This window comes from Paenimyroides ceti (assembly GCF_030409925.1).
Map to the genome: position 1 here is coordinate 2,168,323 of NZ_JAUFQU010000001.1, position 26,442 is coordinate 2,194,764.

The 26,442-nt window shown below is 36.5% G+C and carries 22 protein-coding genes, 4 tRNA genes and 2 rRNA genes; 9 read left to right on the top strand and 19 right to left on the bottom strand.

Annotated features, from left to right (window positions below):
* Window positions 1-74 precede the first annotated feature (74 nt).
* The 6 genes from QW060_RS10805 to QW060_RS10830 all read right to left on the bottom strand — a co-directional run bounded on the left by QW060_RS10805 (window position 75) and on the right by QW060_RS10830 (window position 6,971).
* A 23S ribosomal RNA gene (locus QW060_RS10805) occupies window positions 75-2,956 on the bottom strand.
* Between the two features lie 124 nt (window positions 2,957-3,080).
* Window positions 3,081-3,154: transfer RNA gene (locus QW060_RS10810), tRNA-Ala, on the bottom strand.
* Between the two features lie 97 nt (window positions 3,155-3,251).
* Window positions 3,252-3,325: transfer RNA gene (locus tag QW060_RS10815), tRNA-Ile, on the bottom strand.
* Between the two features lie 63 nt (window positions 3,326-3,388).
* A 16S ribosomal RNA gene (locus tag QW060_RS10820) occupies window positions 3,389-4,904 on the bottom strand.
* The 16S and 23S rRNA genes sit together here with 2 tRNA genes alongside, the layout of an rRNA operon.
* Window positions 4,905-5,422: 518 nt before the next feature.
* Entirely contained in the window at window positions 5,423-5,596 is a 174-nt protein-coding gene (locus QW060_RS10825) for a hypothetical protein (protein WP_290363587.1), read from the bottom strand.
* 40 nt (window positions 5,597-5,636) lie between these two features.
* Window positions 5,637-6,971: a peptide-N-glycosidase F-related protein gene (locus tag QW060_RS10830; RefSeq protein ID WP_290363588.1), complete on the bottom strand. Its 1,335-nt coding sequence runs from the start codon at window positions 6,969-6,971 to the stop codon at window positions 5,637-5,639.
* A 233-nt stretch (window positions 6,972-7,204) separates the two neighbouring features.
* On the opposite strand from QW060_RS10830, the gene QW060_RS10835 reads away from it, so the two are divergent.
* Window positions 7,205-7,936, top strand: a complete 732-nt coding sequence (locus QW060_RS10835) for an SIMPL domain-containing protein (RefSeq protein ID WP_290363589.1) — start codon at window positions 7,205-7,207, stop codon at window positions 7,934-7,936.
* 30 nt (window positions 7,937-7,966) lie between these two features.
* Here QW060_RS10835 and QW060_RS10840 read toward each other — a convergent pair whose 3' ends face one another.
* Window positions 7,967-8,560: a thioredoxin family protein gene (locus QW060_RS10840; RefSeq protein ID WP_290363590.1), complete on the bottom strand. Its 594-nt coding sequence runs from the start codon at window positions 8,558-8,560 to the stop codon at window positions 7,967-7,969.
* 58 nt (window positions 8,561-8,618) lie between these two features.
* Here QW060_RS10840 and QW060_RS10845 point away from each other — a divergent pair, with 58 nt between their 5' ends.
* The 3 genes from QW060_RS10845 to frr are packed head-to-tail and all read left to right on the top strand — an operon-like array spanning window position 8,619 to window position 10,752.
* Entirely contained in the window at window positions 8,619-9,407 is a 789-nt protein-coding gene (locus QW060_RS10845) for a patatin-like phospholipase family protein (protein ID WP_290363591.1), read from the top strand.
* Window positions 9,408-9,459: 52 nt separating this feature from the next.
* Window positions 9,460-10,164 carry a UMP kinase gene (pyrH, locus tag QW060_RS10850; protein WP_290363592.1) on the top strand — a complete coding sequence of 235 codons (705 nt, stop codon included), beginning with the start codon at window positions 9,460-9,462 and terminating at the stop codon, window positions 10,162-10,164.
* A 24-nt stretch (window positions 10,165-10,188) separates the two neighbouring features.
* A complete protein-coding gene (gene frr / locus QW060_RS10855) occupies window positions 10,189-10,752 on the top strand; it encodes a ribosome recycling factor (protein ID WP_290363593.1) in 564 nt (187 codons plus the stop codon).
* 82 nt (window positions 10,753-10,834) lie between these two features.
* On the opposite strand, the gene mazG is transcribed toward frr, so the two are convergent.
* The 3 genes from mazG to def form a co-directional block, all read right to left on the bottom strand.
* On the bottom strand, window positions 10,835-11,620 hold the full coding sequence (gene mazG / locus QW060_RS10860; RefSeq protein WP_290363594.1) for a nucleoside triphosphate pyrophosphohydrolase: 786 nt from the start codon (window positions 11,618-11,620) through the stop codon (window positions 10,835-10,837).
* A 144-nt stretch (window positions 11,621-11,764) separates the two neighbouring features.
* A complete protein-coding gene (locus tag QW060_RS10865; RefSeq protein WP_290363595.1) occupies window positions 11,765-12,316 on the bottom strand; it encodes a DUF5606 family protein in 552 nt (183 codons plus the stop codon).
* 57 nt (window positions 12,317-12,373) lie between these two features.
* Entirely contained in the window at window positions 12,374-12,961 is a 588-nt protein-coding gene (def, locus tag QW060_RS10870; RefSeq protein WP_290363596.1) for a peptide deformylase, read from the bottom strand.
* Window positions 12,962-13,109: 148 nt separating this feature from the next.
* Between def and QW060_RS10875 the strand changes: the two genes are divergently transcribed.
* Genes QW060_RS10875 through QW060_RS10885 form a run of 3 tightly spaced genes read left to right on the top strand, consistent with a single transcriptional unit; the run spans window position 13,110 to window position 16,646 of the window.
* Window positions 13,110-15,347, top strand: coding sequence for an FUSC family protein (locus QW060_RS10875; protein ID WP_290363597.1), 2,238 nt, complete (start codon window positions 13,110-13,112; stop codon window positions 15,345-15,347).
* A gap of 24 nt (window positions 15,348-15,371) precedes the next feature.
* Window positions 15,372-15,560 (top strand): hypothetical protein, encoded by a 189-nt coding sequence (locus tag QW060_RS10880; RefSeq protein WP_290363598.1) that lies wholly within the window; start codon window positions 15,372-15,374, stop codon window positions 15,558-15,560.
* A gap of 36 nt (window positions 15,561-15,596) precedes the next feature.
* Window positions 15,597-16,646 carry an SRPBCC family protein gene (locus QW060_RS10885; protein WP_290363599.1) on the top strand — a complete coding sequence of 350 codons (1,050 nt, stop codon included), beginning with the start codon at window positions 15,597-15,599 and terminating at the stop codon, window positions 16,644-16,646.
* Between the two features lie 250 nt (window positions 16,647-16,896).
* Here QW060_RS10885 and secA read toward each other — a convergent pair whose 3' ends face one another.
* The 5 genes from secA to QW060_RS10910 form a co-directional block, all read right to left on the bottom strand.
* On the bottom strand, window positions 16,897-19,986 hold the full coding sequence (secA, locus tag QW060_RS10890) for a preprotein translocase subunit SecA (protein WP_290363600.1): 3,090 nt from the start codon (window positions 19,984-19,986) through the stop codon (window positions 16,897-16,899).
* A gap of 84 nt (window positions 19,987-20,070) precedes the next feature.
* Entirely contained in the window at window positions 20,071-20,292 is a 222-nt protein-coding gene (locus QW060_RS10895; RefSeq protein WP_014166495.1) for a DUF2795 domain-containing protein, read from the bottom strand.
* A 101-nt stretch (window positions 20,293-20,393) separates the two neighbouring features.
* Window positions 20,394-20,978, bottom strand: a complete 585-nt coding sequence (locus QW060_RS10900; protein WP_290363601.1) for a cob(I)yrinic acid a,c-diamide adenosyltransferase — start codon at window positions 20,976-20,978, stop codon at window positions 20,394-20,396.
* Window positions 20,979-20,984: 6 nt separating this feature from the next.
* On the bottom strand, window positions 20,985-21,674 hold the full coding sequence (locus QW060_RS10905; protein WP_290363602.1) for an ABC transporter ATP-binding protein: 690 nt from the start codon (window positions 21,672-21,674) through the stop codon (window positions 20,985-20,987).
* 40 nt (window positions 21,675-21,714) lie between these two features.
* Window positions 21,715-22,218 carry a hypothetical protein gene (locus QW060_RS10910; protein ID WP_290363603.1) on the bottom strand — a complete coding sequence of 168 codons (504 nt, stop codon included), beginning with the start codon at window positions 22,216-22,218 and terminating at the stop codon, window positions 21,715-21,717.
* A 207-nt stretch (window positions 22,219-22,425) separates the two neighbouring features.
* Here QW060_RS10910 and QW060_RS10915 point away from each other — a divergent pair.
* Window positions 22,426-22,499: transfer RNA gene (locus QW060_RS10915), tRNA-Arg, on the top strand.
* A 24-nt stretch (window positions 22,500-22,523) separates the two neighbouring features.
* Window positions 22,524-22,597, top strand: a tRNA-Arg gene (locus QW060_RS10920).
* A gap of 65 nt (window positions 22,598-22,662) precedes the next feature.
* Here the strand turns inward: QW060_RS10920 and QW060_RS10925 are convergent.
* From QW060_RS10925 to QW060_RS10940, 4 genes are all read right to left on the bottom strand, one after another.
* Window positions 22,663-23,295 carry a DUF6705 family protein gene (locus QW060_RS10925; RefSeq protein ID WP_290363604.1) on the bottom strand — a complete coding sequence of 211 codons (633 nt, stop codon included), beginning with the start codon at window positions 23,293-23,295 and terminating at the stop codon, window positions 22,663-22,665.
* Between the two features lie 114 nt (window positions 23,296-23,409).
* Window positions 23,410-24,042, bottom strand: a complete 633-nt coding sequence (locus QW060_RS10930) for a DUF6705 family protein (RefSeq protein ID WP_290363605.1) — start codon at window positions 24,040-24,042, stop codon at window positions 23,410-23,412.
* Between the two features lie 113 nt (window positions 24,043-24,155).
* A complete protein-coding gene (locus QW060_RS10935) occupies window positions 24,156-24,788 on the bottom strand; it encodes a DUF6705 family protein (protein WP_290363606.1) in 633 nt (210 codons plus the stop codon).
* Between the two features lie 21 nt (window positions 24,789-24,809).
* Window positions 24,810-26,399 carry a hypothetical protein gene (locus tag QW060_RS10940; protein WP_290363607.1) on the bottom strand — a complete coding sequence of 530 codons (1,590 nt, stop codon included), beginning with the start codon at window positions 26,397-26,399 and terminating at the stop codon, window positions 24,810-24,812.
* Window positions 26,400-26,442: the final 43 nt, after the last annotated feature.

The window sequence follows — 26,442 nt, forward strand, 5'->3', positions numbered from 1 at the left end:
TGACTTGCGTCACTATAAGTTAACATATATGAAATTCAAAACAAAAGACTTTTATATTATAAAGCAACTCCCAGAGCACATAAGCTTACGGGCTATTAGTACTACTCGACTATGACATTACTGCCTTTACATCTGTAGCCTATCAACGTGGTCATCTTCCACGACCCTTTAAAGAAATCTCATCTTGTGGTGGGTTTCGCGCTTATATGCTTTCAGCGCTTATCCCTTCCAAACGTAGCTACTCTGCGATGCTCCTGGCGGAACAACAGATACACCAGCGGTTTGTCCAATTCGGTCCTCTCGTACTAGAATCAGATCCACTCAAATTTCTAACGCCCACAGTAGATAGAGACCGAACTGTCTCACGACGTTCTGAACCCAGCTCGCGTGCCACTTTAATGGGCGAACAGCCCAACCCTTGGGACCTTCTCCAGCCCCAGGATGTGACGAGCCGACATCGAGGTGCCAAACCCCCCCGTCGATATGAGCTCTTGGGGGAGATCAGCCTGTTATCCCCGGCGTACCTTTTATCCTTTGAGCGATGGCCCTTCCATACGGAACCACCGGATCACTATGCTCTACTTTCGTACCTGATCGACCTGTATGTCTCTCAGTCAAGCTCCCTTATACCATTGCACTCTACGCACGGTTACCAAGCGTGCTGAGGGAACCTTTAGAAGCCTCCGTTACTCTTTTGGAGGCGACCACCCCAGTCAAACTACCCACCAAGCAATGTCCTCAACAACGTCGAGTTAGATCTCAAATAAGCAAAGGGTGGTATTTCAACAATGACTCCACAACGCCTGGCGACGCCACTTCATAGTCTCCCACCTATCCTACACATCACTTATCCAAGAACAATACTAAGCTATAGTAAAGGTGCACAGGGTCTTTTCGTCCCACTGCGGGTAATCGGCATCTTCACCGATACTACAATTTCACCGAGCTCATGGCTGAGACAGTGTCCAGATCGTTACACCATTCGTGCAGGTCGGAACTTACCCGACAAGGAATTTCGCTACCTTAGGACCGTTATAGTTACGGCCGCCGTTTACTGGGGCTTCAATTCAATGCTTCTCCGAAGATAACATCTCCTCTTAACCTTCCAGCACCGGGCAGGTGTCAGGCCCTATACTTCATCTTACGATTTGGCAGAGCCCTGTGTTTTTGATAAACAGTCGCCTGGACCTTTTCACTGCGGCCAGCATTGCTGCTGGCGACCTTTCTCCCGAAGTTACAGGTCTATTTTGCCTAGTTCCTTAGCCATGAATCTCTCGAGCACCTGAGGATACTCTCCTCGACTACCTGTGTCGGTTTACGGTACGGGTTCTTATAATCTATGTTTAGAAGGTTTTCTTGGAAGCCCTTAGGTACACTATCTCTTTGCCCGAAGGCTCCGAGTACTATCGCATTTCACCAAGTCTGACGCATTTGACTATCAAACCTATAGTTAGGTGCTTCAACGAACTATTCCGTCAGTTCGCGGTACTTTCATCACTCCGTCGCTCCATCACAATTATAAGAAGTACGGGAATATTAACCCGTTGGCCATCGACGTCCCCCTTCGGGTGTGCCTTAGGTCCCGACTAACCCTCAGCTGATTAGCATAGCTGAGGAAACCTTAGTCTTACGGTGTGCGGGTTTCTCGCCCGCATTATCGTTACTTATGCCTACATTTTCTTTTCTAAACAGTCCAGCAATACTCACATATCACCTTCTACCCAGTTTAGAATGCTCCCCTACCACTGTATATAAATATACAATCCATAGCTTCGGTAGTATGCTTATGCCCGATTATTATCCATGCTCGTCCGCTCGACTAGTGAGCTGTTACGCACTCTTTAAATGAATGGCTGCTTCCAAGCCAACATCCTAGCTGTCTGTGCAGACAAACCGCGTTTTTTCAACTTAGCATACATTTGGGGACCTTAGCTGATGGTCTGGGTTCTTTCCCTCTCGGACATGGACCTTAGCACCCATGCCCTCACTGCTGATAAGCATTTATTAGCATTCGGAGTTTGTCAGGAATTGGTAGGAGGTGAATCCCCCGCATCCAATCAGTAGCTCTACCTCTAATAAACTCTATCAGCGCTGCACCTAAATGCATTTCGGGGAGTACGAGCTATTTCCGAGTTTGATTGGCCTTTCACCCCTACCCACAGGTCATCCGAAGACTTTTCAACGTCAACCGGTTCGGTCCTCCATTTAGTGTTACCCAAACTTCAACCTGCCCATGGGTAGATCACACGGTTTCGCGTCTACCATTACTGACTATAGCGCCCTATTAAGACTCGCTTTCGCTTCGAATCCACACCTGAAGTGCTTATCCTCGCCAGCAACGGTAACTCGTAGGCTCATTATGCAAAAGGCACGCCGTCACCCAACGAATGGGCTCCGACCGCTTGTAAGCGTATGGTTTCAGGATCTATTTCACTCCGTTATTCACGGTTCTTTTCACCTTTCCCTCACGGTACTGGTTCACTATCGGTCTCTCAGGAGTATTTAGCCTTAGCGGATGGTCCCGCCAGATTCAATCAAGGTTTCACGTGCCCCGACCTACTCAGGATACCACTATCTATTACATCGCTTACCTATACAGGACTATCACCTTCTTCGGTCAACCTTTCCAGGTTGTTCTAATTCGCTTTGCATAAAATATTGTGGTCCTACAACCCCAATATTGCCGAAACAACATTGGTTTGGGCTAATCCGCGTTCGCTCGCCACTACTTACGGAATCACTTTTGTTTTCTTCTCCTCCGCCTACTTAGATGTTTCAGTTCAGCGGGTTTGCCCTCCTATCGGAGTAATACATCTTCAATGTATTGGGTTGCCCCATTCGGATATCTGCGGATCAATTCTTGTGTGCAAATCCCCGCAGCTTTTCGCAGCTTATCACGTCCTTCTTCGCCTCTGAGAGCCTAGGCATCCCCCATACGCCCTTATTTTGCTTATTGTGCTCTATATCTAATACCTTTTCTTTCGAAAAAATATTAAATGTGCTTTATTTTTTAAATATTTTCTACTTTTGTTTGTTTTCCAATATGTCAATGAACGGTTTTTCTGAGCTAACAGAAATAGTGGAGAATATCGGAGTCGAACCGATGGCCTCCTGCGTGCAAGGCAGGCGCTCTAGCCAGCTGAGCTAATCCCCCATTATAATTTTGAACTTTTAAATTATGAATGTTGAATTTTGAATGAATGTGTAATTCATACTCATCTTCTAAAATTTCCTTTTTTTAAGTAAAATTGTAGTCCCGGGCAGACTCGAACTGCCGACCCCTACATTATCAGTGTAGTACTCTAACCAGCTGAGCTACGAGACTCTGTAATTTTTACTTCTTTTTTTTTTGAATTAACAGCGAGAGTAATGTTTTAACCATCTCTAGAAAGGAGGTGTTCCAGCCGCACCTTCCGGTACGGCTACCTTGTTACGACTTAGCCCCAGTTACCAGTTTTACCCTAGGCAGCTCCTTGCGGTCACCGACTTCAGGTACCCCCAGCTTCCATGGCTTGACGGGCGGTGTGTACAAGGCCCGGGAACGTATTCACCGGATCATGGCTGATATCCGATTACTAGCGATTCCAGCTTCACGGAGTCGAGTTGCAGACTCCGATCCGAACTGTGACCGGCTTTATAGATTCGCGCCCTATCGCTAGGTGGCTGCTCTCTGTACCGGCCATTGTAGCACGTGTGTGGCCCAGGACGTAAGGGCCGTGATGATTTGACGTCATCCCCACCTTCCTCTCAGTTTACACTGGCAGTCTTGCTAGAGTTCCCGACATTACTCGCTGGCAACTAACAACAGGGGTTGCGCTCGTTATAGGACTTAACCTGACACCTCACGGCACGAGCTGACGACAACCATGCAGCACCTTGTAATCTGTCTTGCGAAAGCTCTGTTTCCAAAGCGGTCAGAATACATTTAAGCCCTGGTAAGGTTCCTCGCGTATCATCGAATTAAACCACATGCTCCACCGCTTGTGCGGGCCCCCGTCAATTCCTTTGAGTTTCAAACTTGCGTTCGTACTCCCCAGGTGGGATACTTATCACTTTCGCTTAGTCACTCAACCTTGCGGCCAAACAACTAGTATCCATCGTTTACGGCGTGGACTACCAGGGTATCTAATCCTGTTCGCTACCCACGCTTTCGTCCATCAGCGTCAATTAACTCATAGTAACCTGCCTTCGCAATTGGTATTCCATGTAATATCTAAGCATTTCACCGCTACACTACATATTCTAGTTACTTCCAAGTAATTCAAGTCTAACAGTATCAATGGCAATTTTTTAGTTAAGCTAAAAACTTTCACCACTGACTTATAAGACCGCCTACGGACCCTTTAAACCCAATGATTCCGGATAACGCTTGGATCCTCCGTATTACCGCGGCTGCTGGCACGGAGTTAGCCGATCCTTATTCTTACGGTACCGTCAGTTAGTTACACGTAACTCGTTTTCTTCCCGTATAAAAGCAGTTTACAATCCATAGGACCGTCATCCTGCACGCGGCATGGCTGGTTCAGAGTTGCCTCCATTGACCAATATTCCTCACTGCTGCCTCCCGTAGGAGTCTGGTCCGTGTCTCAGTACCAGTGTGGGGGATCTCCCTCTCAGGACCCCTACCCATCATCGTCTTGGTATGCCGTTACCACACCAACTAACTAATGGGACGCATGCTCATCTTGTACCGTTGGAACTTTAATATCTAAATGATGCCATTCAAATATACTATGAGGTATTAATCCAAATTTCTCTGGGCTATCCCTCTGTACAAGGTAGATTGCATACGCGTTACGCACCCGTGCGCCGGTCTCAAAGTCCGAAGACTTCTACCCCTCGACTTGCATGTGTTAGGCCTGCCGCTAGCGTTCATCCTGAGCCAGGATCAAACTCTTCATCGTATAATTTTTAATATTTTTTGATGTTGCGTTAAAACAATTCTTACGAATTACTTACTCTCTTTATGCTGTAAATCCAATATGTCTATGAACGTGTCTTTTTATCTCTTCGCTTGTTTTTGTAAGCGAGTGCAAAAATAGAAACTCTTTTTATTTCCACCAAACTTTTTCTAAAGTTTTTTTTAAAATATTTTGACGGCTTTTCTAAGAACTTTCTCAATCCCTATCTACTTGACTGGGGTTGCAAAGCTACAACCTTTTTTTATTTCTAACAAAATTTATTTTTGTTATTTTTTTTAAGGCTTACTTAATATTTAAAGAACTTCTTGCGGATTGCGAGGGCAAATATACTACCCTTTTTTTATCCTTTCCTAATTTTTTTAAAACCTTTTTTAAACTTTATTTTAATACGCTGGTAACCTTATTTTTACAACACTCTTTTTTTTCTTTCACAATACTTAAACCCTCAAAAAAAACAGCATTCCCTTTTTTAAACCCAACTCTTTTCAAACAAAAAAAGCTTAAAACCACTTTTTGAAATCCAAAAGTTCAATAAATAAATCTGAAGTCATCCCTTTTTTAGCTTCAAAACTCCAGATTAAAGCAGCTTTTATTTTTTTACCTCTTATTATATATACGTGTCCGCAAAGAATACTATTATACAATATAAACCATACAAACCAAAAACAGCACACTATATAGTATGCTGTTTTTGGTTATTAAAATAAGTCTGTATTATTTTTTGACAATCTTTTCTGTGGTCTCAACCCCATTTTCGAATTTTATCTTAGCTACATACATCCCCGATGCCAATATTGAGATATCTAAAGTATTCGCAGTACTCTGTAAAACCTGTTTTCCAGATAAATCATACAAAAGAATCTCACGTAATTTTTCAGAAGCATTCACCGTTATAAAATCTGATGATGGATTTGGATAAAGACTGTAATCAACATATTTTATGTCTTCTATAGAAACTGTACCTTCAACGTCTTGCGAGAAGAAGAAAAGCGATAAAGGAAAATTACCTTCGCCACCAGTAAAAACTGCTGCCGGAACATTTATTTTAAAGGTATGGGATCCCGCATCAACATCTCCCAAATCAATAATTCTGTTTGGAATTACATCACCCGGACACCAGTTATTCCATGAAGTCCATTGCGCTTCTGTTTTTGGTGAAGTTCCATAAATCATATTTCCTTGTGTATTATAATAACGGTACGGCTCACAACTTTTACCACCCGGTTTATAGGTCAACACTTCCTGATCATCAAAATACACATAATGCTGTCTTCTTACATACTCTTCTCCTCCGGCATTTGCTCCGTGATTGGAAGTAATCAAATGAAGTGCACCTTCACTTATAGGATTATCCAATTCAAAATTGATAATTCTAGTTGTTGTCCCGGGTACATCTGTAGCATTATAATTATTAAAATTGATATTATTCGCTAAAGGTTTGATAAAAAATTGTCCGCGATCATATCCGGTATTGGAAGAATTAAGAATTAAAGTCCCTTCAAAAACATCATTTCTACCTGCACAACCTGCAACTTGTGTATTAGCAGCATAAGGAACTCCGAATACATACAATTCAAACCATATATCATACTCCTGTCTTATAGCCTGGTCTTTAAATAAACCTAATAAATGATGTAACTCAAATTGATACGGTACCTCGTCAGGCATTTTATTTTTATTCATAAAAGGTGTGATGAACCTCCCCACTTCAATAGTTTGCTTATCAGCAGATGTCACTGGTTGTCCTTTTGGTACCAAAGAAACAAAAACACCTCCAATACGGTCATAATTATCACATAAGGCGCCTATCTTCACCTGAACTTCAAAAGTTTTAAGCAACCCATCCATTTCCTGATCAGATAATTTTTTTGCATATCTTGAATTATCGATTCTTACAATTCCTTCAGGTGTAGGTAATGTAGAAGGTGTAGCATATCCATCGTAAAAAACAATGTTATTAAATAAAGTGACACTATACTCCTGAGCACTCATTAATAAAGGAGAAAGCATTAATGCTATAAAAAATGCTTTTAAAGTAATTTTATTCATAGTAATCAATTAAGTTGTTGCAACAAAAATAACATTTAGCATAAAAAAAACAACTAAAATATACAACTATTATATTTTTTTAACACATAGGTAAAAATATTACTTTCAGTTATCACAAATTTATTATCTATAATAGCACAAATGCAATAACACATATATAGATTTGCAGAACTTTAGAGAGAAATTTTCTTAATCGTAAATACTTATTTATATTTACAGTAAAAATTGCCTTTATGAAAAATTATGCAGTGACCCTTATTATTGCTGCTTCTATATTAATAGGAGCTTTTATGCTGACAAATGCTTTTAAAAACAGAAATAACAGCAACGACACAATTAGTGTTACAGGTCTTGGTTCTCAGGATTTTGTTTCCGATTTAATTGTATGGAACAGTTCTTTCTCAAAAAGAAGTTTTGATTTAAAAGAAGCGTATGCAGGTTTAGATACTGACCGCAACACTATTAAAACCTATTTATTATCAAAAGGAATCAAAGAGAGTGACATTATTTTTTCTTCTGTAAATATTAACAAAGAATTTACCACCACTTTTGATTCAAATAACAATGTACATTCACAAACATTTGCCGGATATACACTAACTCAAAATGTAAATGTAGAAAGCAAAGAAATTACAAAAGTAGAAAATGTATCCAGAGAGGTTACGGAGCTGATTAATTCGGGTGTTGAGCTTTATTCTAATCCACCGGAATATTATTACACTAAATTATCGGAACTTAAATTAAAGATGATTGCTGAAGCAACAAAAGACGCAAGATCCAGAGCAGAGCAGATTGCGGATAATGCAGGCGCTAAATTAGGGCATCTTAAAAAATCAGATATGGGTATTTTTCAGATTATTGCTCAAAATTCTTCAGAAGACTATTCATGGGGAGGCTCTTTTAATACCTCTTCCAAAAATAAGACAGCAACTATTACTATAAAACTGGTATACAATATTAAATAAACAAAAAAGCAAATCTATGATTTGCTTTTTTTATGGGTGTAATTCAAGAATCTCTTTCTGAATAGAAACCCCTTTATCATCATTATACCACTTTTGAAGAGCTGTTTTTAATTCTTCATTAATACCGCCATATTTGTTCTTTAAATCTTCTACTAAAGCCACTGCACCTGATGGTCTGGGTCCCCAGTTTGAAACTTCTTCCATCGTATCAGCTTCAAGAATTATCATTTTAGGTATTGACCGACCTCCATTAGTAAGATAATGATCCATCAGTTCTTTATTTTCATCTCTCAATACAATTTTAAGTTCTACGAATGGAGTTACTTCAGCCATTTTATTCATCACAGGTAATATTTGAGCTGCATCACCACACCATCCTTCCGATAATACTAACCAAATGTATTTTTTAGAAATATTTTTTAAGCTCTCCTTAACTTCATCTGTGACAACGACTGTCTTATCCAATCGATTCATCCGCTGTGCGTTTAACTTACTATAAGCAAGAATTTCATCTGATTGAGTGTCACCCGTTGATTTACTTTCTGTAATTAAGGTATCAACTAAATCTCTATAAGCTTTGTATGTATAAGATTTTGTTATGCTTTGTTCGTAAAGTTGTTTCATTATATTAATTTTATAGATTCAAAGATAAACCCAAATCTTAAATTTCAAAAATTAGTATATGGAAAAACACACATTAGAATTCGGTATTGTACTTTCTGGTGGCGGACACAAAGGATTAGCACATGCTGGGGTTCTAAAGTTTCTAAATGAAGTAGGAATTCATCCTCAGGTAATCGCAGGTACGAGTGCCGGATCGATTGTGGGTAGTTTATACGCACAAGGTTTAAATCCTGATCAGATTCTTGCTTTTTTTCAGTCGGTCAGTTTTTTTAGCTGGAGTCATATAACTTTTAAAAAAGCTGGATTTCTGGATGCCAATTCCTTTGGAACTTATCTGAAAGAAATTTTCGAAGAAAAGACTTTAGGCGAATTAGAAAAGGATCTTTTTATTACTGCCACAGACATTAGCAGAGGAAAATTAAAAATATTTAACCAGCAAACGAAGATTACGGATGCCGTTTTAGCATCGAGCGCTTTTCCCGGAGTATTCTCTCCTGTCATTGTAAATGGAAAGTTGTATAGTGATGGTGGTATTTTAAACAATTTTCCTGTAAATACGATTCAGGGCCGATGTGACTTTATTATAGGAGTTAATGTTTGTCCGATGGTTGATACAGAAGTTTCAAAATTTACCAGCATCAAATCTGTAGCAATACGCGCTTACGAAATTATGACAATGCATAATTCGAATGCTTCAAATGAACTTTGTGACTGGTACATAGAACCTCAGGCACTGGCAGCGTACAATACGTTTGAAACCAATAAAAAAAGAATGGAAGAGATTTTTAATATTGGCTATCAGGAAGCTAAGAAAACCTACAAAAATTTAAAGGATAAAATAAGATAAGCTATTTTATACAATCATAATATGATTATATTTGCATAAAAATCCTGATTCGATGAAATACAAAAGAATACTTTTAAAACTAAGCGGAGAAGCTTTAATGGGAGATAATCAATATGGTATTGATCCAAAACGTTTGGCTGAATATGCTGCAGAGATAAAAAAAGTGCATGAATTAGGTGTTGAAGTAGCTATCGTAATCGGAGGAGGAAATATTTTCAGAGGTGTTTCGGGAGCCAGCAACGGTATGGATCGCGTACAGGGAGATTATATGGGAATGCTTGCGACAGTAATCAACGGAATGGCACTGCAAGGTGCTCTGGAAGATATTGGTCTTTTAACAAGACTGCAAACTGCTTTAAAAATTGAAGCTATTGCTGAGCCTTACATCAAAAGACGCGCAGTACGCCATCTTGAAAAAAACAGAATTGTAATTTTTGGTGCCGGTACTGGTAATCCCTATTTCACAACCGATACAGCAGCAGTATTGAGAGGGGTAGAGATAAATGCAGATGTGATTTTAAAAGGTACAAGAGTAGACGGTGTTTATACTGCTGATCCGGAAAAAGATCCTTCAGCTGTAAAATTTGAAACCATTACTTTTTCTGATGTTTTACAGAAAAATTTAAATGTGATGGATACCACTGCTTTTACTTTAAGCCATGAAAACAAACTTCCGATTGTAGTGTTTGATATGAATAAAGAAGATAATCTTCTGAAAGTTTGTAAAGGAGAATCTATTGGAACAACAGTATACTAATAACAAAAATAAAAAACTAAAGTCATGACAGAAGAAATTAATTTCATCATAGACGAAGCAAAAGAAGCAATGGAAGGAGCAATTGCTCATTTAGAAAAATCCTTGCTAAATATCAGAGCCGGTAAGGCTTCACCACAAATGCTTGGCAGTGTATTTGTTGATTATTACGGTTCACAAACTGCACTTTCGCAAGTAGCGAACATCAATGTTCCTGATCCGAGAACATTAACGGTTACACCTTGGGAAAAAAACATGTTGCAGCCTATCGAAAAAGCCATTATGATTGCTAATCTTGGTTTAAATCCGATGAACAACGGAGATATGATCATCATCAATATTCCTGCATTAACAGAGGAGCGCCGACGTGATCTGGTAAAACAATCGAAAGGAGAAGCTGAAGATGCAAAAATAGGAGTTAGAAATGCCCGAAAAGATGCCAACAACGATATTAAAAAACAGGAAAAAGAAGGTACTTCTGAGGATATCTGTAAAGGCGCAGAAGATGATATTCAAAAATTAACAGATGCCTATATCAAAAGAATTGATGATATTTTAGCTGTAAAAGAAGCTGAAATCATGAAAGTATAAATTCACTTCATTAAAAAATGATAGTTATATTATAAAAAAAAGTCCGATTGTAATAATCGGACTCTTTTTTTATCTCTATTTTTTACTTTTTCTGTTTTTCTATCTTTGCTCTGTTCCAGTACACATCCATTTCTTCCAGTGTGAGATCAGACAGTTGTTTTCCGTCTTTTTGTACTTCCTGTTCCAAATATTGAAATCTATAAATGAACTTTTTATTGGTTTTTTCTAATGCATCTTCCGGATTGATGTTTTTAAAACGGGCGTAATTAATCATAGAAAATAACACATCTCCAAATTCCTCTTCCATTTTTTGCACATCATCTTTCTGAACTTCAGCCTGAAATTCATTCATCTCCTCTTCTACCTTATCCCATACCTGATCAGCGTTATCCCAATCAAAACCTACTCCTTTTGCTTTTTCCTGTATTCGCATGGCTTTTATCATTGCCGGAAGGCTTTTAGGAACGCCACTTAAAACCGATGTGTTGCCTTCTTTAAGTTTTAATTTCTCCCAGTTTTTTTTGACATCTTCTTCATTATCTACGTGTACATCTGCATAGATGTGTGGATGCCTCATTACCAACTTGTCACTAATGGCATTACATACATCTGCTATATCAAAAGCATTTTCCTCACTTCCTAATTTTGCATAAAATACGATATGCAACAATACATCTCCGAGCTCTTTTTTAATTTCTTCCAAATCCCTATCAAAGATGGCATCTGTAAGTTCATACGTTTCTTCAATAGTCAGATGTCGCAACGTTTCAAATGTCTGTTTTTTGTCCCACGGACATTTTTCTCTCAGATCATCCATAATCTCTAATAGTCTATTGAAAGCGGATAGTTGTGATTCTCTTGTATTCATGTTAAAAAGTGATCTTGTTTGTACTTATAATTGTTCAAATCTAATGAAACATCTTTTAAGGGATAAAAATAAGTAGATTAAATTTTGAGCAGTATATGAGTTCTAAAAAATAAATCCTGCCAATTGACAGGATTTATATAGAAACTATTCTTCTTTTTTAGCTTTCTTAGCTTTAGGCTTTTCTTCTCCTTCAGCTTTTGTTTTCGGAGCAGCTTTTTTAGCTTTTGGTTTTTCTTCTCCCTCAGCTTTTGGCTCAGCCGTTTTTTTAGCTTTTGGTTTCTCTTCTGCAACAGGCTCTTCAACAACTGCATTAAATTGCTCAATAAAACCTGCTTTATGTAAAATGTTATACCAGTTTAATACTTTTTTAATATCAGAAGCATATACTCTTTCAGTATCATAATCCGGAACTATTTCTGCAAAATAATTTTCTAATGTACTGTTATCCGATTTATGAGATATAGCTTCTCCTTTGTTTTCTTTTTTTGCTATGTTAGCGAAAACTTCAAACAATTTGATCTCTCCGGTTTGGGTATAAATAGATATTTCTGATAATAAACTTACATTGCTTTTTAATCCTACGGTTAGTTTTTTACCGTCTACTAAAGATTCTGCAATAAACCCAGATCTCGTTTGGATTTTTAGCTCATATAATCCTGGTTTTCCAGAAATTGATAAAACTTTTTCTACACTCATTGTTACTTATTTTTTCAAGGACACAAATATCATAATTTGAAACTAATATCCAAAAAATTATCGTCCTCTTTTATTTATAAATTTCATTTTATAGTCTGCATTTACTTTTCCGTCCATAATATTCTGCAAACGTTTGGCATTTAATTTCTTTTTTAATGATGATATTTTATCCGTAAACAGAATGCCTTCTATATGATCATACTCATGTTGAATAACACGTGCTGCATATCCGTCAAATACATCTGTATGTTTATTGAAATTCTCATCGTGGTATTCAATGGTAATAACCGGTTTTCTGTAAACATCTTCTCTTACTCCCGGAATACTTAAACAACCTTCATTAAAAGCCCATTCCTCTCCTTCTTCTTTTATGATTTTTGCATTGATGAAAACCTTTTGAAAATCTCTTAGGTAATCTTGTTCTTCTTTTGTCAGATCTTCATCATCACTAAAAGCTGAACAGTCTACAACAAACAAACGAATTGGAAGTCCTATCTGAGGTGCAGCCAATCCTACACCATAGGAGTTTTCCATAGTTTCGTTCATATTTTCAATTAATTTTTGTAAATCAGGATAATCTTTGCTAACCTCTTCTCCCTTTTTTCGTAAAACAGGGTCTCCATAGCCCACTATAGGTAATATCATTCTTTTGAATTTAATTTGTTAGGATATAACGCTGCAAAATTAAACAATTTCAGCGAATTGCCTCATAGAAAATCCATCTTAAATATGTCTTTAAAATAAGATAAACCAATCACTATTATTAGTAGCTTTGTAGTTATATTTTCAGGCTATGTATAGAAAAATAATCAAGAAAATTGGAGACAACCATTTGTATGATGCCGTCAAAACTACTTTTGCCGCTTCCATACCTTTTCTTTTTTTTCACACTGAAGACACTTTCAGTATAGCCTTTACCTTTGCTATGGGAGCATTGTTGACGGCTCCGGTTGATATTCCCAGTAGTCTTAAACATAAAATAGTAGGTCTGACTTCAGGTAGTTTTATGATTGCTGCAATAACCCTTTTGCTGGGTTCTACCTACCATATTCCCTGGCTTTTTTACCCTATTTTTATCTTTATCCTGTTTTTTATCAGTATGATAGCAGTATATGGTCATCGTGCGAATCTGCTCTCTTTTACAGGTCTTTTATGTATAAGCCTTGCATTTATACATGACTATCAAGGTCAGGAATTACTTATCAATTGTTTGTATTTATTAGGTGGTGGTATTATATATACGCTTATTTCTCTTATTTTTTATTTTATAAAACCGAGCAGATATATAACGCTTGAAGTAGCGAATTGTATTGAAAAAACAGCGGAATATTTAGACTTAAGAGCACAATTATGGAGTGAAGGAGTTGACAAAAATAAAATTATTCAGGATCAGCTTACACTTCAAATCAAATTAAATGAACTGCATGAAAGCATTCGCGAATATCTGATAAGAAATAAAGCCAATACAAGCAATTCAAGCAGTAATCGCAAATTACTTGTTTCCCACTCGCTTCTTTTGGAAATCATGGAACTGTCAAGTTCCAATGCATTTGATCATGCTCTGATAAGAGACATGTTTAAGGATCGTATGGAGATTGTTAAAGCATATCAACGACTCGCAGAAAACTTTGCCCTAACCCTTCATTCCTTATCTTATCATATCAAAGCCAATAAAAAGTATCATTCGCCTGTATCTCTTACTACAGAAATAAAAGCAATTAAAACAGCTTTAGATTCTTTTCAGAAAGAAAAAAACTGGTTGAATACACAGGAAGAAATGGTTGTTTTTTCTAACGTCATGCAATACGCAAATAAACAGTTAGAAAAAATAAAAGGACTTGAACGCGTTTTCAAAGGACGTGTAAATGCAGATCAACTCAGAGGGAAATATAAAGATCTGGAAAAGTTTTTGACTCCCCAGCATTACCGATTTTCTACATTGATTGAAAATCTCACTTTTGATTCTATGATTTTCAGACATTCCCTACGTCTTACAATTACTATTGTGCTGGGCTTTATTTTAGGGCAAATATTGCCTTTACAAAAGGAATACTGGATATTGATGACGGTAGTCGTAATTATGCGTCCCGGTTATGGTCTTACCAAGCAACGTTCAAAAGAAAGGGTTATTGGTACCATTCTCGGCGGGTTGATCGCTTTTAGCTTTTTATTTTTTATACACAATACAGCTTTACTCGTATGTCTGACCATACTTACTATGATATTGGGTTACTGGCTGTCTTACTCCGACTATAAAATCGGAGTAACATTTGTAACCATTTATGTAGTGTTTATATATGGTATGCTGACTCCTAACTATGCTGATCTTCTCAAATACAGAATTATTGATACCGCTATAGGTGCTTTTCTTGCTTTTGCCACTACGCATCTGTTATGGCCATCATGGGAATTTTTAAAGATAAAAACCCATTTGAAAAAGTCTTTGGAAGCCAATAAAGAATATGTCAAAGAAATTCAGCAATACTATAATACAAAAGGTGAGCTTACCACTACTTACAAAATAGCGCGTAAGTATGCATATATAGAAGTAGGTAATCTGATGGCATCCTTTCAACGCATGATACAGGAGCCTAAGTCAAAACAGCGCAATAAAGCAGAATTGTATGAACTTACAGTACTGAACCAAACACTGATATCCGCAGCAGCCGGAATAGGAACATATATTCAATGGCATCCTACAACAGAAGCTTCAGAAGCTTTTAACATTGTAATGAACAATATCATCGAAAATCTGGATCACAGTCTGGCAATTTATGAAAATAAAAAAACAGACTCTGAAAATACAGATTCCGATGTGGACGATACCGAAAACACTGAAGTAGAAATCAGTTTCACAAAATTAAAGCAGATGCGCCGTAATGAAATTGAAAATGAATTACTGCCATTTGATGAAAAAATACAGAAATTAGAAGAATCCCAGCTCATTATTGACCAGCTCATCTGGATGGTCAATTTATCAAAACAGATTCTGAAAAGCTCAAAAAAGCTTAAAGCAAAAAAAATAAAATAATCATTTAATACGGTTTATAAAATTATGTTTTCAAACGGTCAGCTACTATTTGCCGCTTTATTTATCATTGTCTTTACCATTGCAATGATTTATGTTTATAGAAAAGACTTGAAAATGCACAGAATGTATTACAAAGGCAGTATATGGATACTGGTTTCCTTTTTTGCATTTGTAGGATTTCTCTATCTTATTAAGTATTTATGGAAAGAATAAATTTTATACATTTGGATAATTTTAAAAAAAACACTTATGAAAATTTTTAAATATGTTATTCTGCTGTTGGTGCTCGGAATCATCTCTCTTACCGTATTTATAGCAACATCCAACGGAGCATATGAGTTCAGTAAATCAAGAGAGATTGAACTGAACCGATCTACTATTTTCAATTACCTCAGTGATTATAAAAACTGGAATACCTGGAATCCAGAATTAGAAAATAAAAACAATATTATTTATGATTCCATTTCTAAAGGCAAAAATTCCGGATTGAAATGGAACCATAATTATTATAAAAATACAGGGTTCTACCCTAACGACAGCTTATCGCAAACTGCCATGATCAATAAAGAAATGACAACTTCTACCTTTTACCTGAAAAAAACGGAAACCGGTACTCAAATCACCTGGAAAGTAAAAGGCAAAATGAATTTTCTGGAAAAAGTAAAAGTATTTTTCTTTGGTGGAGCTGAAAAAATATTGGGTGGCAACTATGAAAAAGGGCTGAATAATATCAATCATTATCTGGTAAAAGAATTGTCAGACTATAATGTTCAAAGCATAGGAATTATTGAAATTCCTCAGGTATATTACATCAAGCAAAATGTGCGTTCACGCATTGATGAACTGGGCAGTAAAATTTTTCAATCTATGGAGTCAATGCAGGTTTTTGTAAAAGAAAATAACCTGGTAGCAAATGGGGCTCCATTTACTGTTTTTGAAGACATAAATGTCAATTTAGGATATGTAAATTATGCGGTTTGCTTACCGATTACTACAGAGATACATACTTCTGAAGGCAGTGATATCATCAGTGGAAAATCGGATAGCTTTTTTGCTTTTAAAACAGTATTGAGAGGTGATTACTCCCATAGTGATAAAGCATGGCAGGAAAACAGAAATGCTATCACTAAATATAAACTTACAGAGAACAAAACCATCAAACCGGTAGCCATCTACAAAAAATCAATTTTGGATACCAACAAACCATCTGAATGGGAAACAGAAATACTCACTCCGGTATTTGAAAAATATGTAGTTCCGGAACTCGAAGTTGAAAATGATTCAACTAAAATCCGTTAACATAAAAAAGCTCTTGAAAATTCAAGAGCTTTTTTTATATCAATAGATTACTATATCTTTAACCGCAATCTTTCATACAATTTATTAATCCGAATATTTGAATAATCATTTTATAGGTTCCAATAACAAACAGAATACGTTCTGAAATACATCATTAAAGAAACCATAATTACATATTATTGAATAACGTACACGAAACTTCTGTTTATGAGTATAAAAAAAGCGATAGAATATTCTATCGCTTTTAGATTTATGCTTGTTTATTTTCTTCCTGTATTGGCAGATCTCCTTTCATTAAGAATGAAATGACATCTTTATTGATAGCCTCCATAGTCGCTTTAAACAAATTAAAGGCTTCAAACTTATAAATCAATAAAGGATCTTTCTGTTCGTGAACCGCTAACTGTACAGATTGTTTCAATTCATCCATTTTGCGTAAATGCTTTTTCCAGGCTTCATCCAAAATAGACAGCGTAATGTTCTTTTCAAAATCATTAATGAGGGTTTTCCCTTCAGAAGTATATGCTTTTTCTAAGTTCGTAACTACATTTACGCTTTTGATACCATCTGAAAACGGAACTACGATACGCTCAAATTGACCTGAATTGTTTTCATATACATTTTTGATCACTTTAAAAGCTTCCATAGAACTGAATTCTATTTTTTGCTGATACTTTTTATACACGTATTCGTACAGTTTATCTACGAGTTCATTTGCCGTTCCTCTTGAGAATTCATCTTCTGTAAAAGGTACTTCAATTCCTAACAAACGAATGATATCAAACTCAAAATTTTTATAATCAGCATTCGCTTTATTGATCTCTACAAGATTATCGCATACATCAAACATCATATCCGCGATATCCACTTTAAGGCGATCTCCGTGAAGAGCATGACGACGGCGTTTGTAAACTACTTCACGCTGAGCATTCATTACATCATCATATTCCAAAAGACGCTTACGGGTACCGAAGTTGTTCTCCTCTACTCTTTTTTGCGCTTTTTCTATCGATTTGGTCATCCATTTGTGTTGAATAACTTCTCCTTCTTTCAAGCCCATCGTATCCATGATTTTCGCTACCCGTTCTGAACCGAATAAACGCATCAACGGATCTTCGAGCGAAACATAAAACTGTGAACTTCCCACATCTCCCTGACGTCCTGCACGACCTCTCAACTGACGGTCTACACGACGTGAATCATGACGTTCAGTACCAATAATGGCTAAACCACCTGCTTTTTTAACTTCATCAGTTAATTTGATATCCGTACCACGACCTGCCATATTGGTAGCAATGGTTACAACACCTGGTTTCCCAGCCTCTTCAACAATTTGTGCCTCTTGTTTATGCAATTTCGCATTCAATACGTTATGGTTTACACCACGCATTTTTAACATACGGCTCAACAATTCCGAATTCTCTACAGAGGTTGTACCGATCAATACCGGTCTTCCTGCTTTTGATAACTCAGTAACATCTTCAATAACAGCATTGAATTTTTCACGGATCGAACGGAAAATTAAGTCTTCTCTGTCTTCACGTGCAATCGGACGGTTGGTTGGAATTTCAACGACATCCAATTTATAAATTTCCCAAAGCTCTCCTGCTTCAGTGATCGCAGTACCTGTCATACCTGACAGTTTGCTATACATTCTGAAGTAGTTTTGTAATGTAATCGTTGCAAATGTTTGAGTGGCTGCTTCAATTTTTACATTTTCTTTCGCCTCAATTGCCTGGTGCAGTCCGTCAGAATAACGGCGTCCGTCCATGATACGCCCTGTTTGCTCATCAACAATCAGTACTTTATTGTCAACCACTACATATTCTGAATCTTTTTCAAATAATGTATAAGCTTTTAATAATTGAGTTAGCGTATGGATACGCTCACTTTTTATTCCAAAATCCTGAAAAAGAGCTTCTTTTTTCAAAGTGGTCTCTTCACTTGAAAGATTTTGTTTTTCAATTGCAGCAATCTCAGTTCCTATATCCGGTAATATAAAGAAATTATCATCTACTCCCTGAGAAAGATATTTTACTCCGTTATCCGTTAATTCTACCTGATTATTTTTTTCATTTATAACAAAATACAACGCTTCATCTACCTTAGGCATTTCACGGTTGTTGTCCTGCATAAAATGGTTTTCTGTTTTTTGAAGCAATTGTTTGATTCCTTCTTCTGAAAGGAATTTAATCAGTGCTTTATTTTTAGGTAAAGCTCTATAAGCTCTCAACAAACTAAAACCACCTTTTTTAGTATCTCCGGCTTTGATTAACTTTTTAGCTTCCGTTAAAAAGTTATTTGACAACTGACGTTGTAAATTTACCAGATTATCTACTTTAGGTTTCAATTCTAAAAATTCATGACGGTCTCCCTGTGGAACAGGTCCTGAAATGATCAATGGAGTACGGGCATCATCTACCAAAACAGAATCCACCTCATCGACAATCGCATAATTATGTTTGCGTTGTACCAATTCCTCCGGTGTATGTACCATGTTGTCACGCAGGTAATCAAAACCAAATTCGTTGTTGGTACCATACGTAATATCTGCCTGATATGCTTTTCTACGCTCAGGTGAGTTAGGTTGGTGGTTGTCAATACAATCTACCGTTAACCCATGAAACTCAAAAAGAGGAGCTTTCCATGCGCTGTCACGTCGTGCCAGATAATCATTCACCGTTACCAAATGTACACCGTTTCCTGTCAAAGCATTAAGATACAATGGCGAAGTAGAAACCAATGTTTTACCTTCTCCAGTCTGCATTTCTGCAATTTTACCCTGATGCAGTACAATACCACCGATCATCTGTACATCATAATGAATCATCGCCCATGACAATTGCTTACCTGCAACCTCCCATGTATTAGACCAGATGGCTTTGTCGCCTTCGATCGTTACATAAGGTTTTGTCTGAGCAAACATACGATCCTCTTCTGTAGCTGTTACTTCAATTTGAGAATGATTTGTAAAACGACGTGCTGTTTCTTTTACTACTGCAAATGCTTCCGGTAAAATTTCAAGCAGAGTTTTTTCTGATAAATCATACGCTTCTTTCTCTAAGGTATCAATAGAAGAATAAATTGTTTCTCTTTTGTCGATATCAGTAGTTTTTTCCAACTCATCTCGATAAGAAGCAATTTTTACATCCTGATTAGAACGCGCCTGTTTGATTTTTTCTTTGAAGTAAATGGTTTTAGCTCTCAATTCATCATTTGACAAAGTTTCATATGATAATTGATGACTATTAATTTTTTCTACTATCGGGCGCAGTGCTTTTACATCTTTTTGAGATTTGTCTCCGACAAACGCCTTCAGTAAACTATTTATGACACTCATAAATACATTTTTTTTATTAATAAATCCGTTATATTTCAACAAAAAAAGCCTCTAACATTTGAGACTTTTTGCAGTTTCTATTTTTTAATACTCATCCTCGTTCCAAAGGTAATCTTCGTCTGATGGATAATCTGGCCAAATTTCCTCCATAGATTCGTAGATTTCACCCTCATCTTCAATAGACTGAAGGTTTTCTACTACTTCTAAAGGTGCACCAGTTCTGATGGCATAATCGATAAGCTCATCTTTTGTAGCCGGCCATGGGGCATCGCTTAAATAGGATGCTAATTCTAGGGTCCAATACATCTTTAATTCTGATTTTAATTTAATTGCAAAAATAAATTTTAAACTTAAAAAACCAAGTGTTTTTTTGTTTATTATTCTAATATTTTTTAAGAACGACTATTTTACAGATGAGAATCTTCCTTTTTAGGAATCCATTTAACCTCATTTGCTTTCAGATCGAAAGTCAACTTCCGTGCCAATACAAAAAGGTAGTCAGAAAGTCGGTTTAAATACTTTAAAACCATCTCATCTGTCGGTTCAATGTCATTTAAATGAGCTGCCAGACGCTCTGCCCTTCTGCATACACAACGTGCAATATGACAATATGACACCGTTGTATGACCGCCCGGCAAAACAAAGTGCGTCATGGGTGGCAGTTCCGTCTCCATACTATCAATCTCTTTTTCTAAATAATCAAGATCCTTTTCAGAAATTTTAGGAATATTCAACCGTTCTTTTCCGTTTTTTAAAATGGCTTTTTCCGGATCAGTTGCCAGAATAGCACCTACTGTAAACAACCGATCCTGTATCTCTATCAACACGTCTTTATAATGCGTATTCATTTCCTGATCACGAATAAGTCCTATATAGGAATTCAATTCATCAACAGTACCATAGCTTTCAATTCGGATATGAAATTTAGGTACACGGGTACCGCCAAATAAGGCTGTTGTTCCTTTATCTCCTGTTTTTGTATATACTTTCATAAAATTTTATTTTTGTCGGACATCGCTTTCCACCACTCCATCCCGTAATCGAATGATCCGGTGAGCATGTTCTGCAATATCTTCTTCGTGTGTTACTAAAATAACGGTATTTCCTTTACGGTGTATTTCATCAAACAACGCCATGATTTCTACTGATGTTTTGGTATCCAGATTCCCTGTAGGTTCATCTGCTAAAATAATAGACGGATGATTGACCAAGGCACGGGCAATTGCCACACGTTGCCGCTGACCTCCTGACAATTGATTAGGCTGATGATCCATACGATCGCTCAACCCTACCTGTGTCAGCACCTCTTCAGCGCGTTTATTGCGTTCCGATTTCGATTTTCCGGAGTATATCATAGGCAGAGCAACATTGTCCAAAGCAGTAGTACGAGGCAATAGATTAAACGTCTGAAAAACAAATCCTATTTCTTTATTTCGAATTTCTGCCAGTTCACCATCATTCATCTTGCTCACGTCTTTACCATTTAGCACATACGAACCGGAAGACGGAGTATCTAAACAGCCTAAAATATTCATCAGAGTCGATTTTCCGGAACCTGAAGGTCCCATTAAAGCTACATAGTCTCCTTTGGCGATTTCAAGATCCACTCCCTTCAATACATATACCGTTTCCGCTCCTAAAGCAAAATTTCGCTTGATTTCTTTTATTTCGATAATCGTTTCGCTCATAATCTACGTTTAGTTATAGGTAGAACAAATATAGACAATGTTACATCCTTAAAAAAAAGTTTTCTTTGAGTTGCTCTTTCCGTATACAAATAAGACTAAACCAATAAAAGTTGAGTACCAAAGTGATGTCTGCATGATTTTCCAATAGCGTATCTAAAGACGTAGAACAAAAGTTCTTATTCCTTTTATCAATAATCCCTATAGAATCATTATGAAAAAAACGCAGAAAAGACTCCAGTTTTTCCGGTGTAACGGATTTCGCATCTGCAACGACCAGATCATATAAATGCTGCTGCTTATCAATGACCTTATTAAAATCCGAATCCCTGACAAGTTTTTTTACAGCGTCCGTATTTTCTAAAAAACAAATAGAAGACGGGTGAAAATAGTCCAGCGTTTTTAATAAAAAAAGATCGGTTTTGCCCAACCTTTTGTTTAGGTACTTCTTCCGTTGATAAATACCTTTAGTAAGGTAATTAAATACAAAAGGAGAATGCACTCCATGCTGATTTGTAGACTTTATTAAAAAACGAAAATAATTCATCGTTGTTTTTGAGTATATCTGCAAAAATAATAAACGCATACCGGATGACAACTAAAAAACCATTTTTTCTTTTTTTACAATACATTCAATGACAAGCAATTAATATACCTGCATTTAGGAACTTTAAAAAAAAGACATTTTTTACAGGCAAAAGGCTTGTCTGAAAGATAAAAACATTCTATATTTGCACTCGTTTAAAAACAAAACGGCCTCGTGGCGCAACTGAATAGCGCATCTGATTACGGCTCAGAAGGTTACTGGTTTGAATCCAGTCGAGGTCACTATACTAAAATAAAATAATTACCGGCCTCGTGGCGCAACTGAATAGCGCATCTGATTACGGCTCAGAAGGTTACTGGTTTGAATCCAGTCGAGGTCACAAAAAAACCTGATAGTTCTATCAGGTTTTTTTTATGTCTGTTTCCGTTAACTTCAAAATAAAATTTAAGGTACTCTGTCTAAAAGAATAGGTCCTAACGGTAAACTAAAAAGTTTCTGAGAAGGCGTGTACATCGAAGCATCTCCATATATGCGATAGTTACCATTGCTGATGTTTAACAATAACTTTTCCTGACCATTCAAATTTGTTTTCTGCATTTCATAACTGCATAATACCTGACGGTAATAATCATTTATAAAGCCTTTAAAGGTATAGGTCGCATCATAATAAAAACCATAAGAAACAAAATTAAGATCGTAGTTATGGTAACCGGTATTGTTTTGAGGAATAATTGAATTTAAATTATCATGCAATACCACTCCGTTTTTAACCAGTTTGTATTTCATTACAATTATGTCCTTATAATCATAAGATGTATTTCCTACTCTATATAATTTTTTGTTCTGTTTTTCAATTACTATTTCTAACAACAAATTCGAGGTTGCATATCGCCAAGAACCCATTATCTGATCTCGAATACCTTCTGTATCTTTAGCATAATTAACTTTTTTTAAATAATTAATATCATTGGCGGCAAAAGTTTGATTCGTAATAGACAAAACAGGATACTGCTGACTATGTGCCTGTAGCATACAACAGAGTATGATAAGATGTATGATCTGTTTAATATTTTTCATGATTTCTATTTACATATTGACTCATCTTTTAGCCTTTGTCGCGTATGAAGATAAAAAAACTGATACATCACGATCAGGTTTTTATATCTGTTTCCGTCAACTTCAAAATAAAATTTAAGGTACTCTGTCTAAAAGAATAGGTCCTAACGGCAAACTAAAGAGTTTCTGAGAAGGGGTGTACATCGAAGCATCTCCATATATCCGATAGTTACCATTGCTGATGTTTAACAATAACTTTTCCTGACCATTTAAATTTGTTTTTTGTAATTTATAAGAACATAAAACCTGACGGTAATAATCATTTATAAAGCCTTTAAAGGTATAGGTCGCATCATAATAAAAACCATAAGAAACAAAATTAAGATCGTAGTTATGATAACCGGTATTGTTCTGAGAAATAATTGAATTTAAATTATCATGCAATACCACCCCGTTTTTAACCAGTTTGTATTTTATAATAATAATATCTTTATAGTCATAAAAAGTTTCTCCCATTCTATAGAGTTCTTTATCTCTTTTTTCAATTTTTAATTCCAATAGGAGATCCGGAGTCTGGTATCGCCAGCTGCCAACCACCTGATTCCGAATATTTCCTACATCTTTAGCATAATTACCTCTCATACTATAATTATCATCTGTAGTTGATAAAACCTGATTTGTAACAGACAGTACAGGATACTGCTGGCTATATGCCTGTAACATACAACATAGTATGATAAGATGTATGATCTGTTTAATATTTTTCATGATTTCTATTTACATATTGACTCATCTTTTAGCCTTTGTAGCGTATGAAGATAAAAACCTGATACATCACGATCAGGTTTTTATATCTGTTCCCTGCAACTTTAAAATAAAATTTAAGGTACTCTGTCTAAAAGAATAGGCCCTAACGGTAAACTAAAGAGTTTCTGAGAAGGGGTGTACATCGAAGCATTTCCATATATCCGATAGTTACCGTTGCTGATGTTTAACAATAACTTTTCCTGGCCATTTACATTTGTTTTCTGCATTTCATAACTGCATAATACCTGACGGTAATAATCATTTATAAAGCCTTTAAAAGTATAAGTAGTATTATAATAATATCCATCAGAAACATAGTTGATATCATAAGCTTGATTTTGTATACTATTAGTAGGAATGGTAGCATTTAAATTATCATGCAATACCATTCCGTTTTTAACCAGTTTGTATTTTATAATAATAATGTCTTTAAATCTATATTGAGTAGCGCTAATACCACTAAATTCTTTATCTCTTTTTTCAATTTTTAATTCCAATAGGAGATTCGGAGTCTGATATCGCCAGTTCCCGATTACCTGATTCCGAATATTTCCTATATCTTTGGCATAATTACCTGTTTCCATGTAATTATCATCAGTGATGGTATTTGCCTGATTAGTGGTTGACAAAACAGGGTACTGTTGGGCATATGTCTGTAATACAAATAAAATTGTGGTACAGTGTATAAATCGCTTTATATTTTTCATAGTATATGTTTTACTTGATAACTAAATATTGGTTTTTATAATCGTTTTTCCATTAGAAGACAAGGTCAGTTTTTGCCAAACTCCAGAATCGTTCTTTTCATAGATTTCTATTCCCATATTTTTCAGTTCTCTTCTTAAAAATTGTAAGAACACTAAGGTTTGCTCTTCACCTGTTTGGGTTTTATTTATTTTCTCATTGAGACTATTGTCATAATATTTAAACTCTTTAGGTATTAATAACTTCATATAGAAATTACGCATTTCTATTCTATTTGTCATTTTCATGACATATGTGCCTCCATTAAGAGTTGTTAAATATAAGCTTAATTGTTCTGTATTCTGATTTGATAAATATGCTAACGTGCTAAAAGCAAAAATATCAGAAAAAGAAAATGTTTTATAAGTGCTACCATCATTTTTATGACAATGCGCAAAACCAACACAATTTACAGAAACCAATGTGGACGATATAGTAGTAGAAAGTTCAACTTGTCCCCCTGATGCTACATCATTTGGGTTACCTGTATATTTAGGTGAAAATTGTATACCGCTACCTGCATTGTTAAATATCGTATATGCCGATTCATAATTTGAGATAGACGCATTTTTTAGTTCTTTTAATCTTTTTTCAAATTCAGGATTTTCATCCATTTTTTTTATCCAATCTGCATTCGTCAGTTTCTGTCCGATATTTACCTGTCCGATAAGGATATTTGATTTTATCAGATCTCCGATGTTTTTGATGGGTTTTACCACCGAAATGGGCGGGTTACCGCCTCCTGCAGCCGGTGGTCCGCCGGGACTGCCCGGACCCGGTGTGGAACCGCCTCCGCCTCCGCCACCCGGATAACCTCCACCTCCCGAACCACCACCGGAATTCTTACCACAATCTGAAAAATCCATATACGTATAACCCGGTGTGGCACGTTTGTTACCTGTCATACTACAGGAGTTGTCTCCATATTCGTGTTTTGGATTTCCAGAACCTTTACAAGGCGTACCCGCTACGCTTACTTCTTTCATACAATCGCCGGGTGGTATTATTTCATAAACGAAAATAGGACTTACTGACGATATCGCATATTGAATATTCTTGTCTGTATCTCTGTCTTCTTCCAACGGATACAGATACAGAACCTCTGCCGTCGGTTTTTTGAGATACTGCTCTATTGAAATTCTTGAAAAATCATATTTCAACAGGGTTACATAATACTCCTTACGGTCGGTGGAATAATACACCAGATTATAAACCGCTTTTGACTCGGGTTCTTTTTCATCGGTTACCTGTACCCGATACGTAATCACATGCACTTTATCTGCTTCCAGTACCTGAATATGTTCCAGGTCAAGTGTAGCCGTTCGGTTGCTTCCGCCTTTAGCCGCGCTAAGGGAAGATACTGCTTTTTTAAAATCTTTTTCAAACAAATGTTCTAAACTTGTATTGCCTGCATATCTTTCTTCAAGAGTTGTCTGATCCATTATCAGGGTTTGGGCGTTTAAAGGATCTTCTTGTGTGGCTTCGCGCAGTACCGGAGTACACAGATCGTCCTGCAGACAAGACTGTAACAAAATCAGAACACATAGTAGTGATAAATAATGTAGTATTCTCATAAACAATTAATTATAAGGTTATTTTTTTTCTCAATGATAAGCA

What these genes read in the sequence shown, in the direction of transcription:
- QW060_RS10895 (WP_014166495.1), bottom strand. Translation starts at nt 20,292, where the DNA reads ATGTATTGGACCCTAGAATTAGCATCCTATTTAAGCGATGCCCCATGG.
- QW060_RS10830 (WP_290363588.1), bottom strand. Translation starts at nt 6,971, where the DNA reads ATGAATAAAATTACTTTAAAAGCATTTTTTATAGCATTAATGCTTTCT.
- secA (WP_290363600.1), bottom strand. Translation starts at nt 19,986, where the DNA reads ATGAGTGTCATAAATAGTTTACTGAAGGCGTTTGTCGGAGACAAATCT.
- QW060_RS10935 (WP_290363606.1), bottom strand. Translation starts at nt 24,788, where the DNA reads ATGAAAAATATAAAGCGATTTATACACTGTACCACAATTTTATTTGTA.
- QW060_RS10940 (WP_290363607.1), bottom strand. Translation starts at nt 26,399, where the DNA reads ATGAGAATACTACATTATTTATCACTACTATGTGTTCTGATTTTGTTA.
- frr (WP_290363593.1), top strand. Translation starts at nt 10,189, where the DNA reads ATGACAGAAGAAATTAATTTCATCATAGACGAAGCAAAAGAAGCAATG.
- def (WP_290363596.1), bottom strand. Translation starts at nt 12,961, where the DNA reads ATGATATTACCTATAGTGGGCTATGGAGACCCTGTTTTACGAAAAAAG.
- QW060_RS10840 (WP_290363590.1), bottom strand. Translation starts at nt 8,560, where the DNA reads ATGAAACAACTTTACGAACAAAGCATAACAAAATCTTATACATACAAA.
- QW060_RS10845 (WP_290363591.1), top strand. Translation starts at nt 8,619, where the DNA reads ATGGAAAAACACACATTAGAATTCGGTATTGTACTTTCTGGTGGCGGA.
- pyrH (WP_290363592.1), top strand. Translation starts at nt 9,460, where the DNA reads ATGAAATACAAAAGAATACTTTTAAAACTAAGCGGAGAAGCTTTAATG.
- QW060_RS10885 (WP_290363599.1), top strand. Translation starts at nt 15,597, where the DNA reads ATGAAAATTTTTAAATATGTTATTCTGCTGTTGGTGCTCGGAATCATC.
- QW060_RS10875 (WP_290363597.1), top strand. Translation starts at nt 13,110, where the DNA reads ATGTATAGAAAAATAATCAAGAAAATTGGAGACAACCATTTGTATGAT.
- QW060_RS10930 (WP_290363605.1), bottom strand. Translation starts at nt 24,042, where the DNA reads ATGAAAAATATTAAACAGATCATACATCTTATCATACTATGTTGTATG.
- QW060_RS10925 (WP_290363604.1), bottom strand. Translation starts at nt 23,295, where the DNA reads ATGAAAAATATTAAACAGATCATACATCTTATCATACTCTGTTGTATG.
- QW060_RS10905 (WP_290363602.1), bottom strand. Translation starts at nt 21,674, where the DNA reads ATGAGCGAAACGATTATCGAAATAAAAGAAATCAAGCGAAATTTTGCT.
- QW060_RS10900 (WP_290363601.1), bottom strand. Translation starts at nt 20,978, where the DNA reads ATGAAAGTATATACAAAAACAGGAGATAAAGGAACAACAGCCTTATTT.
- QW060_RS10880 (WP_290363598.1), top strand. Translation starts at nt 15,372, where the DNA reads ATGTTTTCAAACGGTCAGCTACTATTTGCCGCTTTATTTATCATTGTC.
- QW060_RS10865 (WP_290363595.1), bottom strand. Translation starts at nt 12,316, where the DNA reads ATGAGTGTAGAAAAAGTTTTATCAATTTCTGGAAAACCAGGATTATAT.
- QW060_RS10835 (WP_290363589.1), top strand. Translation starts at nt 7,205, where the DNA reads ATGAAAAATTATGCAGTGACCCTTATTATTGCTGCTTCTATATTAATA.
- mazG (WP_290363594.1), bottom strand. Translation starts at nt 11,620, where the DNA reads ATGAATACAAGAGAATCACAACTATCCGCTTTCAATAGACTATTAGAG.
- QW060_RS10910 (WP_290363603.1), bottom strand. Translation starts at nt 22,218, where the DNA reads ATGAATTATTTTCGTTTTTTAATAAAGTCTACAAATCAGCATGGAGTG.